Annotated in this window: 11 protein-coding genes; 6 read left to right on the forward strand and 5 right to left on the reverse strand. The window is 36.3% G+C overall.

Annotated elements, in window-relative coordinates; all coding sequences use genetic code 11:
• Window positions 1–12: 12 nt before the first annotated feature.
• From ACMA47_RS17475 to ACMA47_RS17485, 3 genes are all read right to left on the reverse strand, one after another.
• Entirely contained in the window at window positions 13–753 is a 741-nt protein-coding gene (locus ACMA47_RS17475) for an SDR family oxidoreductase (protein WP_413930816.1), read from the reverse strand.
• 96 nt (window positions 754–849) lie between these two features.
• A complete protein-coding gene (locus ACMA47_RS17480) occupies window positions 850–1782 on the reverse strand; it encodes a helix-turn-helix domain-containing protein (protein ID WP_413930817.1) in 933 nt (310 codons plus the stop codon).
• Between the two features lie 182 nt (window positions 1783–1964).
• On the reverse strand, window positions 1965–2816 hold the full coding sequence (locus ACMA47_RS17485; protein WP_413930818.1) for an SDR family oxidoreductase: 852 nt from the start codon (window positions 2814–2816) through the stop codon (window positions 1965–1967).
• A 207-nt stretch (window positions 2817–3023) separates the two neighbouring features.
• Here ACMA47_RS17485 and ACMA47_RS17490 point away from each other — a divergent pair, with 207 nt between their 5' ends.
• The 5 genes from ACMA47_RS17490 (at window position 3024) to ACMA47_RS17510 (ending at window position 7108) form a co-directional block, all read left to right on the forward strand.
• Window positions 3024–3425, forward strand: a complete 402-nt coding sequence (locus ACMA47_RS17490) for a winged helix-turn-helix transcriptional regulator (protein ID WP_413930819.1) — start codon at window positions 3024–3026, stop codon at window positions 3423–3425.
• 109 nt (window positions 3426–3534) lie between these two features.
• Window positions 3535–4122, forward strand: a complete 588-nt coding sequence (locus tag ACMA47_RS17495) for a TetR/AcrR family transcriptional regulator (protein ID WP_413930820.1) — start codon at window positions 3535–3537, stop codon at window positions 4120–4122.
• Window positions 4123–4217: 95 nt separating this feature from the next.
• Entirely contained in the window at window positions 4218–5024 is an 807-nt protein-coding gene (locus ACMA47_RS17500; protein ID WP_413930821.1) for an SDR family NAD(P)-dependent oxidoreductase, read from the forward strand.
• 278 nt (window positions 5025–5302) lie between these two features.
• Window positions 5303–6601, forward strand: coding sequence for an epoxide hydrolase family protein (locus ACMA47_RS17505; RefSeq protein ID WP_413930822.1), 1299 nt, complete (start codon window positions 5303–5305; stop codon window positions 6599–6601).
• 48 nt (window positions 6602–6649) lie between these two features.
• Window positions 6650–7108 carry an organic hydroperoxide resistance protein gene (locus tag ACMA47_RS17510; protein ID WP_413930823.1) on the forward strand — a complete coding sequence of 153 codons (459 nt, stop codon included), beginning with the start codon at window positions 6650–6652 and terminating at the stop codon, window positions 7106–7108.
• A gap of 79 nt (window positions 7109–7187) precedes the next feature.
• Here ACMA47_RS17510 and ACMA47_RS17515 read toward each other — a convergent pair whose 3' ends face one another.
• Complete coding sequence (locus tag ACMA47_RS17515) at window positions 7188–7757, reverse strand: hypothetical protein (RefSeq protein WP_413930824.1); 570 nt, start codon at window positions 7755–7757, stop codon at window positions 7188–7190.
• Window positions 7758–7964: 207 nt separating this feature from the next.
• Complete coding sequence (locus ACMA47_RS17520) at window positions 7965–9764, reverse strand: hypothetical protein (protein WP_413930825.1); 1800 nt, start codon at window positions 9762–9764, stop codon at window positions 7965–7967.
• A gap of 838 nt (window positions 9765–10602) precedes the next feature.
• Here ACMA47_RS17520 and ACMA47_RS17525 point away from each other — a divergent pair.
• Window positions 10603–12996, forward strand: coding sequence for a DEAD/DEAH box helicase (locus tag ACMA47_RS17525; RefSeq protein ID WP_413930826.1), 2394 nt, complete (start codon window positions 10603–10605; stop codon window positions 12994–12996).
• The last annotated feature ends 36 nt before the right edge of the window (window positions 12997–13032 follow it).

Raw genomic sequence — 13032 nt, forward strand, 5'->3', positions numbered from 1 at the left:
AGAATCTTGATATTACGCCATTGCACCATTCACTCCAATGGTTTGTCCACTCATCCATTTGGCATCATCACCAGCAAGAAAGACAACAATTCTGGCAATATCTGCCGGTTCTCCCAGGCGGTTAAACGCATTTAAAGAAGCCAGTCTGTCAATCACTTCCTGAGGTTTTCCGTCAGTAAATAATGCCGTGTTCGTAGGTCCCGGAAGTATAGCATTCACATTGATTCCTCTGCTGCCTACTTCTTTAGCAAACACTCGGGTTAATTGTTCTACAGCTCCTTTGGTTGCAACATAAGTTCCATACGTTGGCATCATCACTCTGGTAGTCGTTGAAGAGAAATTAATAATACTTCCGTTGTCAGCAAGCTGGGTTGCCGCTTCTCTTAAAGTATTAAATGTTCCTCTTACATTGATGTCGAATTGACGTGAAAAATCTTCATCAGTAGTATCTTTGATGAGTTTGGTGATCATGATTCCGGCGTTATTAACCAATACATCTATTTTCCCATAATGGCTGATGGCCTGGTTAAATAACTGCTTTACAGCTTCTGCATTACTTACATCTGCCTGTACAGCAATAGCATCACCTCCTTTGTCTTTTATAGAGGCGACAACCTGTTCTGCGGCATTTTTTCCGCCTGCGTAGTTAACGATTACCTTTGCTCCTGCTGAAGCTAACTGTTGAGCTATTTCAGCTCCGATTCCCCTTGACGCTCCGGTCACAAGGATTACTTTGTTGTTTAATGTACTCATATTACTTTGTTTTTATCAATGTTAATTTGATAGGACAAAGTTGATACATTACGCTCCTCAGGAACGTACAAGAATTATAGGAGATGTTGCAAATTTCTAAGATTGCTTTCTGAAATACTGTTTTCTGTATTCCGCAGGGCTGATGGAAGTATGTTTTTTGAAATAATTGCTGAAATGAGAGGTTTCAAGAAAACCTAAACGGGCTGCAATTTCTTTGATGCTGAAGGTCTCGTCCTGGAGCATTACTTTTGCTTCAGCAATCGCTTTATCAGCGATCCATGAACTGATTGTTTTTCCCGTTTTACTGCTGATAACACTTGATAAATAATTAACATGGAGAGCCTGCAAATCAGCATAATCCTGAACCCTGAACTGAGTATTGGTCTTTCCGCTGATCAGATCTCTGAAATGTTTTTCAATATTCTGTTTGAAGCTTTTTACGATCTGTGAACTTCGGTTTCCTTCGTAAATAGGATTATAATCCTGAAAAAAGTACTCTTTGATTTTCATCAGCAATGCAATCACCAAAGCACCGATAATTTTATTTTTATACAGTGAATGTCCTTTATACTCTTTATGAATCAGCAAGTATAACTCTTCTATTTGATTAAACTGATCAGAAGTTAAAACACGTGGTAAAACCACTTCGGATAAAAGAAAAGAGAAATCATTATAGACATCATCATGTACATATTCTTTTAAAAATCCTTCTCCAAAAGTTATCAGACAGGTATGTTCCAGTTTTTCCCATTCGAAAATCCGGTAATTGCCGGGATTGGTAAAATAAACAGTGTCTGAGGTTACTTCAAATCTCTGATCGTCTATTGTATAATGCCCAAATGCACTTTTAATAAACAAAAAGCTGAAATAGTTAGGACGAAAAGGCTCTGAGCGAAACGGCAAATCCCGGAATGTTTCTTCCAGATAATGAATGGTAAAGCCGGACTCTTCCTCGAGATAATCCACAGGAAGTCCCAGTTGCTGATAGAGTTCGCGCAAAGTGCGTACATTCAGGTTACCATTTGCCATTGCATTCAATTTCGGGTAAATTTAGACATTAAATTGAGGTTGTCTTCATTTAAATTTCAATAAACAGCATTTATTCTCTGTATCTTTAAAATGCAAAAGGAAAAGTACCTATGTATAAGTACTTTTCCTTTTATAGGATTTTTTCTGATCTAAAACTCTTTATGGTTATATCTTATCATGCATTAAAATCCATAAGCTTCCATCCATTTTTGTTTCATTTGTTCTGTAATCAGATTATATTCGTTATCAGCACCTTTTGAAAGAGGATCTAATGGTGTACGAAGTGGTCTTTTCCCTTTTTCTGTATTGACCAGCTTAAGGGCTCCATCTGCAATAACCTGTGGATCTGGGGCTGATTCCGTAAAGAGTTTTCCAAATACGGTCTGAATTTTCTGGCTGATATCTGCCACTGCAGAACCATAAGATTCCTGAATGCCCTCACGGTCTCCATTAACATGTGCCTTACCGATAATTTCCGTCATGAATCCTCCCGGCTCAAGCAGTACTGACTCTATTCCCTGCCCTGTAAGCTCTTCATAAGAACCTTCTATAAGGCCTTCCAATGCAAATTTTGTAGAATTATAAGCAGACTGTAACGGAAGTGAAATTCGGCCCACCTGGCTGGAAATCGTGATCACAAGACCATCTTTTGCAGCTCTCATAATGGGTAAAACTTCATTATTCACTCTCAATGTTCCCCAAACATTCACATCAAAGAGTTTCTGGATCTGTGATATTGAATAAGATTCAAGAACTCCTGCTCCATAAATCCCTGCATTATTGATCAAAACATCAATTCTGCCATACTTTTCATGTACTAAAGCAACAGCTTTTTTTACAGACTGTTCATCTGTGATATCCATATCTACTACTTCTGTATTTTCCAGTGCATTCAGATTTTTTGCGTGTTCAGCATTGCTTCCGGTAGTATTTCGCATTGTAGCTATGACGATATGCCCTTCTTTGTTAAATGTTTTTACCATTAATGCACCAAAACCGGTACTTGAACCTGTAATTAAGATTACTTTTTTCATTCTTTTTGTTCGTCTCTTTTTAATTATTGACTCTTTTTAACTCAGAAGAATACCGGCCGGAATTCTTTTCATTATTACAATATTTCCTTCAGACGGTTTATTCTGTCTCTGTAGGAAATACCTTAAAAATGATGTTGCAATTTAGCACAGATTTACTTTCCTTTGTATAGTACTTTCCCAAAGGAAAGCGAAATAATCTGTAAGCGTATGTCTGTAAAAAAAATTAAATCAAGTTGCCTGGAAACGATCAAGCCTATACGGGATGCTTTGGACGTTTTAAGTGGCAAATGGAAGCTGGCCATCATTGTGTCTGTGTCTGTAGGTAATGATCGCTTTACTGATATACAGGACAGTATACCAGGTATTACTCCAAAGGTTCTGGCTAAGGAACTCAAGGAACTTGAACAGCATCAGCTCATCAAAAGAACTGTTATTGATGATTATCCTGTTAAAATCATTTATCAGCCTCTGTCTTATTCTTCAACTTTAAATCCTATCATATTTGCTCTTAAAGACTGGGGAATCAATCATAAAAGAAAACTTTTTGAAGAAGGATTTACAATGGATGAAATAGGAGAAATTCCTCAATGTCATCCTGAAGAAGGATAATAAACAACTGATTTATTTGATATTAAAACAATACAATTTAAAAAATAGCATAAAAAATTTGTTTTTGTGACCAATCGGTCATACCTTTGCATTGTTATTGTATATTATTATGACAAAAGGTGAAGAAACCAAACAATTCATTATAGAAAAATCGGCCCCTATATTTAATACTAAAGGGATCGCTGCTACTTCTATGAGTGATATTATGGAAGCTACCAAATTGTCTAAAGGTAGTATGTATGTTCATTTTGAGAACAAGGAAGTACTTGCCTGCGCTGCTGTTGACCATAACCTTAAATTGCTGAGTGAAAGACTTTTAAATAATTTAAGCAAATTCAAAACTTCTAAAGAGCAGTTATTCGCATATATTGATTTTTTCAGTGACCCCAATCATCCGCCGGTAACCGGAGGCTGCCCTTTGTTAAATTTCGGAATGGAAGCCGACGATACCAATCCGGTTGTCAAGGAAAAAATAAACCGTGCTATCAAGCAGGGGCAGGAATTACTTTCCGGTATTATTGAAAGAGGAATTTCCAATAAAGAATTCAAAGCAGACTGGAATCCTGCAGATTTTGCAACGGTTCTTTTTTCAATGCTTGAAGGCGGACATTTGATCGCAAGAATGTCCGGTAACAACGAGAGAATGGAAATTATTACGAAAAATCTTAAAAAAATAATTGAGGCCAATAGTGTCTAATTTTTTTTTGCTCAAAATATGACCGTTCGGTCATTTAAATTTAAAACAAAACTTTTTAAAAAGTATAATCATAACAATCAATTAAAAACAAAACAATGTCAAAAACAGTTTTAATTACAGGAGCGTCAAAAGGCTTTGGCAAAACATGGGCAGAAGCTTTTTTAGCAAAAGGATACAAAGTGGCAGCAACAGCCAGAAATGTAGAAACACTTAACGATTTAAAAGAAAAATATGGAGATTCTGTACTGCCATTAACCTTAGATGTAGACAAAAGAGAGGAATCATTAGCAGTAGTTCAGAAAGTTAATCAGCATTTTGGCAGCATAGATATTCTGATCAATAACGCAGGATATGCTTTAACAGGTGCAGTGGAAGAAACCAACGAACAGGAAGCCAGAGCGCAGTTTGAAACCAATTTCTTTGGAACTTTATGGCTTACCCAGGCGGTACTTCCAATCATGAGAGATCAGAAAGGTGGTCATATCATTCAGGTTTCTTCTATTTTAGGATTGGCTACTTTACCAACTATGGGACTTTACAATGCGTCTAAGTTTGCACTGGAAGGCTTAAGTGAAACTTTAGCGACAGAAGTAAAAGGATTTGGAATCAATGTAACGTTGGTAGAACCTAATGGCTATGCTTCCAATATCTGGCATACAGGAATTAATGCGCAAAGCAACCCGGTTTACGATGGTGTTAAAAAGGCTTTCTCAGAATCTGAAACTTCTTTTGGCAATGTAGAAGCTACAGCTCCGGCATTGATAAAGTTAGCTGAAACTGAAAACCCTCCATTGCGTTTATTGCTTGGAAAAGTAGCACTTCCTTTTGTAAAACAAAATTACGAGCAACGTTTAAAAGTATGGGAAGAATGGAATGATGTATCTGTAGAAGCTCACGGATAACATCGAAAAGAATGTTTTCACAAAATAAGCTCCGTTTTTATAGAAGAACGGAGCTTATTTTTTATCCTTTTTTGAGACCAACCACTCACTCACTTTTCTTAGCATTACTTTTCATCTGCTCCATATTGATACTGTTTTCCTGTTCACCTCCTGCAATGTCTATTTCGCTGTGAAATATGACTACTTGAACAAATTACTCATTTTTCAAGGGTTTCCAGGAGCATAATTTTGTCTCATCAAAAAAGAAAAACAGATCTACAATCTAATACAATAAAGCAATGAAAACAACAATTTCAACAATCCTTTTAGCAGTAACTTTTACTTTAGGTACACCTGCTATTTCTAAAGCACAAAACAACAAGACCGCTACTCTATCATCAAAAAATGATACCAGCATCCGTCCTTTTCACATCAGTATTCCGCAATCTCAACTGGATGATCTTAAAAAACGTATTTCCGAAACCCGCTTCCCGGATAAAGAGACCGTGAAAGATGCTTCCCAGGGAATTCAGCTTGAACAGTTAAAAGAACTGATAACCTATTGGGGCAACGGATACGACTGGAGAAAAGTGGAAAATAAGCTGAATGCTCTTCCACAATTTGTAACCAATATTGACGGACTTGATATTCAGTTTATCCATGTACGTTCAAAGGAGTCTAATGCAATGCCTGTGATTCTTACTCATGGGTGGCCGGGTTCTCCGTTGGAGTTTATCAATGCAATAGATCCTTTGACTGATCCTGTAAAATACGGAGGAAAAGCAAGTGATGCCTTTGATGTAATTATACCGGCCATTCCGGGATATGGCTTTTCAGAAATCCCAACTGAACTGGGCTGGAATCCGGACCGTGTTGCGCTTGCCTGGGATGTGCTGATGAAAAGACTCGGTTACAAAAAGTATGTTTCTGAAGGTGGTGACCACGGTTCTGTCATCTCTGATGCATTGGCAAAGCAAGCTCCTTCAGGTCTTTTAGGAATTCATCTTACCATGCCGGCTACTATTCCTGCTGAACTTGTAAAGCCAATCAATGCCGGCGATCCTGCGCCATCAGGACTTTCTGCTTCAGAAGCAAAAGCTTATAATGCCATGAGTACATTCTTTGGAAGAAATGCAGCCTATGGAGGAATGATGGTTACCCGTCCACAGACCATAGGATATTTGCTTTCCGATTCTCCAACAGCGTTAGCAGCATTCCTTTATGAAAAAATTGCAGAATGGAGTGAAAGCGATCTTCATCCTGAGAATATCATTGGCCGTGATGCCATCCTTGATGATATTACGCTTTACTGGCTTACGAACACCGGAGCTTCTTCTTCACGCTTCTATTGGGAAAATAACAAGAATAATTTCAGTGCTGAGGCACAGAAGACAAAAGACATTAAGGTTCCTGTAGCTATTTCGGTATTTCCTCACGAGATTTATCAGGCTCCGGAAAGCTGGTCAAAGAAGGCTTATCCTACCTTATATTATTATCATAAAGCTTCGAAAGGCGGACATTTTGCAGCGTGGGAACAGCCACAAGTCTTTACAGAAGAGCTTAGAGCAGCTTTCAAAGATTTAAGAAAAAAACTTTAACAATCATAGGATCAATCAACAAAATCGTTTAATCTAAATAATAAAAATATGGAATTAAATACCATTCAGGAAGTAGAAAATACAACCGTAGTCAATATCAGTAAAGTGTTATATTCTGGTAATGTCATTGTAACCGGAGGCCGAAACGGAGAAGCAAAAAGCAGTGACGGCAAACTTGATATTGAATTAACCTCTCCAGGTTCAAAGGGAAACGGAACCAATCCGGAACAGCTCTTAGCAGCAGGATGGTCGGCATGTTTTATCGGAGCGATGCATTTAGGTGCGGTAAAAATGGGGGTCACCCTTCCTCCAGACTTATCTGTCAATACCTCTGTCGATCTGGCTACCAATGATGATGGATTTTTCCTGCAAGCCCATTTACAGGTACTTTTACCGGGACTTGCAATAGATGAAGCCAGAAAAGTGGTAGAAACCGCCCATGCAACATGTCCTTATTCAAAAGCAACCCGTGGAAATATTAATGTAAAAATAGATGTAGTAGTTTAGTTTTCAGAATGTTTATTGCATTTTGATTAAAACCTTCCCTGCCAAAAGCAAGGAAGGTTTCTATTGTATTAAAATCTGTCTATTTAGCAGCCGTAGTGATTTTGTTAAATGCATAAGGTACTACTCCAATTCCCAGGGTCAGTAAAACACCAACGAGATCATTCAGATTAGGAAAATCACTTACATCAAAATAGTTCCAGATGGCAAAAGTAGTGAGAACACATGCCAGACCTACAGACACTAAACCACTTATAAATGTAAGAAAACGGCTTACACTGGTATTAGGTTTTGGGGTATTTGGATCTTCAGCGTTGTTAGCTGTTGCGTCCGCGGCCTTCATTGCCTGCTGACTTTCAGTAGAAGCAGCTAAAAAAGCCACTCTTTGTTTTGTTCTTTCTACCTCCATCTGAACATTCGCATCCTTATCCAGAAGAAGATCTTTTAAAGAGACATTATCCTTTTTAAGTTTAAAAAAGACAAGACAGGTAATTAAAAGGAAGAGCAGAATAGGAGAAATTGCAATCCACTTTTCAGCATCTGTTATAGGAATTGCTTTTGGTACACACGGTGTTTTGCCACTTGGGTTTGCATACATATCGACAGAAGTAAAAAGTGCAGTCAATAATAAAAGAAAATTCAAGGGTTTCATAAGGATTAGTTTTGGGGTTGTTATGATTTTTTTAAACTGCATCTGAATATACTTTACAGCATACAATTTCTTTTATCACAAATTTTGTAATAAAAGAACAACCGGTCAATTACCCAAATGGGTAATATCATATCAAAAAAAATCCCAGTTTACAATCTGAAAAATGACTTGTTTTCACGATATTAAGAGCCAATTGATTTTCAATTATTAATTTCCAAAATTGACAAAATGAGGAACATCCGTGGCAAAGCTGTTCATTGGTAAAAGATTATTTCTGTTACTGTTAAAATCAAAAACAGAATTATTATCAAAAGGAACACGTGGATAATACATGAAAGAAATCTGAATCCTGTTGAAAACCAGATAGGGATTATTAATTAAAACACCGATTCCGATTTTTGTATTGGCTTTGGTTTTCAATAGTTTATCATCAGGCATTCCCAGCCAACCCACTGCGGTAGTTAAATAAGGACTGAAATGGAAATTCTTCCAGGTTTTATTGATAAACAATTGAAGCTGATATCTTAACACTATTTTTTTTGTCCCGATATAATCAGAATTATAAACAGGAAATTCGTCTGCAGAAGAAAGATTGATCCTATCCTTATAAGAGTAATTATGCTGTGGATTTCCCAGGGCTAGTGTTGGAGAGAAGAAATGTCTTGCTTTGGCAAATTTCCAGTCCATAAGGTTGGTAAAATAAGTTCCGTCAAAGCGGAAAGACTCCCTGTTCTGGCTGTCTTCATTAAAAAACCTTCCAAACTGTGCTTTCACGGTGAAATATCCCAATTTGGTAAAACGGCCGTAAGAGGTAGAGATTCCCACATAAGGGTTCACTTCTTTATTTCTTGATAAAGCTCCGGCAATAACGTTTACCGAGTTACCATAAGCAACATCCTCCGGCAAATCATACTGGAAAATATTCTTCTGAACCGAAAAGTTTCTCTGAATAAACCCAACAGACATCAGAAAACTGTTGTAAGAGCTGAAATATTTATACTGATCAATTCCCGGACTGTCTTTGTACTGATAATTCTGGAACCTTCCTATGATGGCAATATTACTGGATATTTTTTCACTAGGATCAGAGGAAACCGGAATCTGATAACCACCCCATAAATCCTGACTGAACACTTTGATCTGTACTTCCGGAAAAGTGGTATCTGTTTCCATCGGAAGCAAAACTTTTCGCAAAAAATATTCAAATGTAAAACCTCCCGCCCATTTCGTTAAAGGGGAGAAAAAGTCTCTTCTGAGGCTGAAATTAATTCTTTCATTTCTCGAAAAATCCCTTTCCCCAAGAATCTGGGCATTAATATAAGTACCAAAGAGATTATAAGTGGTATAGCTTCCTAAGAGGTAATCCTGCTTTTCTTTGGAATCATTTCTGTAAAGGAAATCCAGGGTATGTCCCAGTCCCAGTACATTCTCTTCAGTAACTCCCAAACCAATTTTACTTCCGGAATAGCTGATTCTTGGCTTCAGACTCCAGGAATCAAGTACTTTTACCACGACATCTATAGAATCTTTACTGGAAGTGCTGTCGGAAACACTGATATTCACTCTGTTGATAAAAGGCATTGTTCTAAGCAAACGTTCAGATTCATAGAGCTTTTGGGCATTGTATTCTTCTCCTTCTTCAAAAAGCAAAAAATTATTGACTGTCGATCTTCTTGTACTGGAATGAAGGTGATCCTTGACCCAGTCATACCATTTACCTATTTCCTTACTGTCTTTAGAGCCATATCCAAAAGGATCTATGGTTTCTATCCTGACATTTCTGATAATTTTTTTGTTATAGGTGTTTTGCGAAAGTTTTTCAGTATTGGACTTAACAGACGTTGAGTCCGGCTCTCTACGGAATATAAAGCGATGAATGAATTTGGTAACTTTTCTTTTATCCGAAAATTCTTCTATTTTATAATAAAGTGAATCTTTCTTCTCCTGTGCATTTAAAAAGAAAAAACCACTTAAAAAGAAAATCAGAGTTACAGTCGTTCTAGTCATTAGTCATCAAAATTCAATTCAGTTTGTAGTATCAATTTATACGCCAATAAGGCTTAAACACCTACCACATTTAGGAAATTTTTCTATGTACAGCCCACTTTATTTAACAGACACATTTTTATTATAGCTTCATGTCAGATAAGGCGTAACATTGTTATTACATTCAACGTGAAAGAAAACAATAGTAAAACAACCAATTCTTTCGAAAAAAGGCTTTCTTTCTTGTAAATCTTGCTTATTATGAATGATAATCCTAAAAATAGTAATCCTGCCACCGTCAAAAAAATACTTCTGACTATTAATGCCGGAATAAATTCATTTTCTATCATCTGATTCCAATTTTCATTTGACCCTATCCAAAGTCTTAACATCGCTATTAAGCTTAGAAATCCAATGGTATAAATTACCATTTTTAAAAGAAAAAAGGTATTTGTTTTATGTGTGTACTCCATTCAGATTATAAAATAATAAGCTAAAATTATAAAAATTTTCCTTCTATAGCTTAAAAAAGAAATAAATCACAGCCTCTCAATCTTTTTTAATACTATGGGTATATCCGGCTGCTTGACTCGATGATTTATGTTTTGGTCATTATCATGCCTGTCAACGTGATTATAAAGAATATTATTTTTTCCATTTCTTCTTTTTCTAAACAGATTCAAATCCTTTTAAAAAGCTCCGGAACCTTAATAAATACAGTAAAAATACGTATTCTTACTTTTAAGAAGATCATTAGTTTTGTTTTTACGGAAAACCATAATGAGATAAACCCGTTACAAGTTAATTTTACAAACACTATCCCACAAATAGCAGAATAATATTTATAAATGTCAAATAAATGACGGCAGAAGAAATAAGAGAAATAGCCATAGACAGTTGCCAAAACTATTATGAATATCTACATAATAACAATAAAGGCATCCAGGAAGTTGATGTTTTTGATTTAGAATATTTGGCAGGCAGGAATACCGTGATTAAACTCCGTTTGTCTGCAAAGCTTTTTGATACAGAAGCCGTTTTTTTCAGGAATTTCCGCAATGGTAAAGATTATGATTCCACAGAAATTAAAATTATTGAATACGACAATGATAAAAATATACTGTTAATTAAGCCTTCTGACAATGTATCCCCGGATTTCACCGGGCTGCATAAAAATGACCTTAAAGTGGTCTCCGACCTGAAGTTTCTGGTTGAAAGAGTAAAAGACTGGTACGTACATAATGGAAGCAAGCTCTCCTTACCTACAAGATCTTCGAAATACTCAGAGGACTTTCAGAATATTGATTTTTTTCCGGAGAAAAATCTTCAGCCTTCCGAAAACCAAAAACAGTCTTTAAAAAATATTTTCACGACTCCCTTTTCTTATGTTTGGGGAGCTCCCGGCACAGGGAAAACCCAATTTGTTCTTGCCTATGCAGTGCTCCATTATATCAGAAAAGGGGACACAATTGCCATTTTAGCTCCCACCAATAATGCGATTGAGCAAGTTTTAAAGGGGATCATTAAAATGACTGATAAGGCTGGGATCGACAGAAAACAAATTATACGCCTGGGAACACCCTCGAAAAAATTTGCTGAGGAATTTCCGGAAGTCTGTGAGGAAAAAGGGGTTCAAAAAAAACTGGCTGAAATAGATAAACAAATTGATATTCTGGAGCGAATGTTAAATTTTCAAAATCAGCAACAAGCCATTGACAGATTTATGAACTTAACTCCTGAATTTGATGATTTAATTGAACTTTCTGAGCGTACAAAACAAGATACAGACTCATTGGCTGAGGTGAATATCGTATTCAGAAAAAAGGAAATAGAGGTTAAGTTACTTTCTGAAAACAGCATTAAGGAAACTCATCAGCTGGAAAAAAATATTGCTAAAATAAATTCTATTTCCCATAAGATTATCAAAGCATTCAGCAGTAAACCAACGCGTGCAGAAAAGGAAATTGAGGAGAGTAGAAAGAGAATTTATGATTTCAATAAAGATCTGGAATATTCGAAATATGAACTCTCTGAAATCAGTAAGAAAAGAACGGTTCAGGAGAGAGATTTAGCTGAAATTCAGAAAAAGGTATCTGTAAAAGTCACTAATCTGATTGACCAGACAAAATTTCTTCCGGAAGTTCAGTCGGTTCTTTCTAAACTGTCCGTCACAAATATAAAAGAAACTAAAAAAAAGGCAGACACTATACTCCTTCAAAAAAGAGATAAGTTAGAAGTTGACACCCATCTATTTTCAGAATATAAAAATCACAGCCCAGGTGTAATAGAATCTGAATTGGAAAGATATCTGCATTTAAGGGCTAAACTAGCTATTTCATCTACTGAAGAACGTTTGAAATCCGTCAATATCATTGCATGCACTTTAGACGGCTATATTGGACGTTACGCAGAATCAAAGTTAAATGTTGAGCATATTTTTCTGGATGAAGCAGGCTATGCCAATATTATTAAGGCTTTGACATTGTTTAATCATTCAACGCCCATTTCATTTCTGGGGGATCACAAGCAATTACCTCCAGTTTGTGAAATCAATGATAGCAGTATTGAAAGGGATAGCAAGTTTTATAATATGTTTTTATGGGCTCAGTCTGCCATTTTCCTGGACACTCTTTTTTCCAAATCAGAATACTTTTGCCGAAGTCAGTACCTGGACAATTCGGAATTCAAATCTGAACACATTTCCAAGACTTCTTTAAACTCGACTTATAGATTCGGAAGTAATCTGGCTCAAATTCTGTCTAAACATGTTTATGAAAACGATTTTAGATCCAATAATCCGGAAGGTGAAACCCAGATACAGTATATTAATGCTAAAAAAACTGAAGGCCCAAAATCAAGAGTATCAATGAATGAAGTTTCAGAAATAAGCAAGCTTGTTCATCATCTTAAAAAAAATGGAACGGAGGACTTTGTCATTTTAACCCCATATAAAAAACAAATAAGATTACTCAACAATTCTTTACCACAAGAAAGAAATGATTTGAAAATCCTCACTGTTCACGGCTCTCAGGGCAGAGAATGGGATACTGTAATTTTAAGTATTGTTGACACTTATGATAAATGGTTTGTTGATACTACCATTCCTATTTCCAAAGGTCTTAATCTGGTTAATACTGCTGTGAGTAGAGCTAAACGAAATTTAATTGTAGTGTGTGACAAAAATTATTGGTCAGCGCAAAGTGGACAGCTTGTCACTGAACTTATCAATTGCGGAAAAGAGATAAAAAATTAATATGATCTCACTCATAACCGAAGGAGTAGAATTATT

Source organism: Chryseobacterium sp. T20, assembly GCF_047345655.1.
In the GTDB taxonomy this organism is placed as follows: Bacteria; Bacteroidota; Bacteroidia; order Flavobacteriales; family Weeksellaceae; genus Chryseobacterium.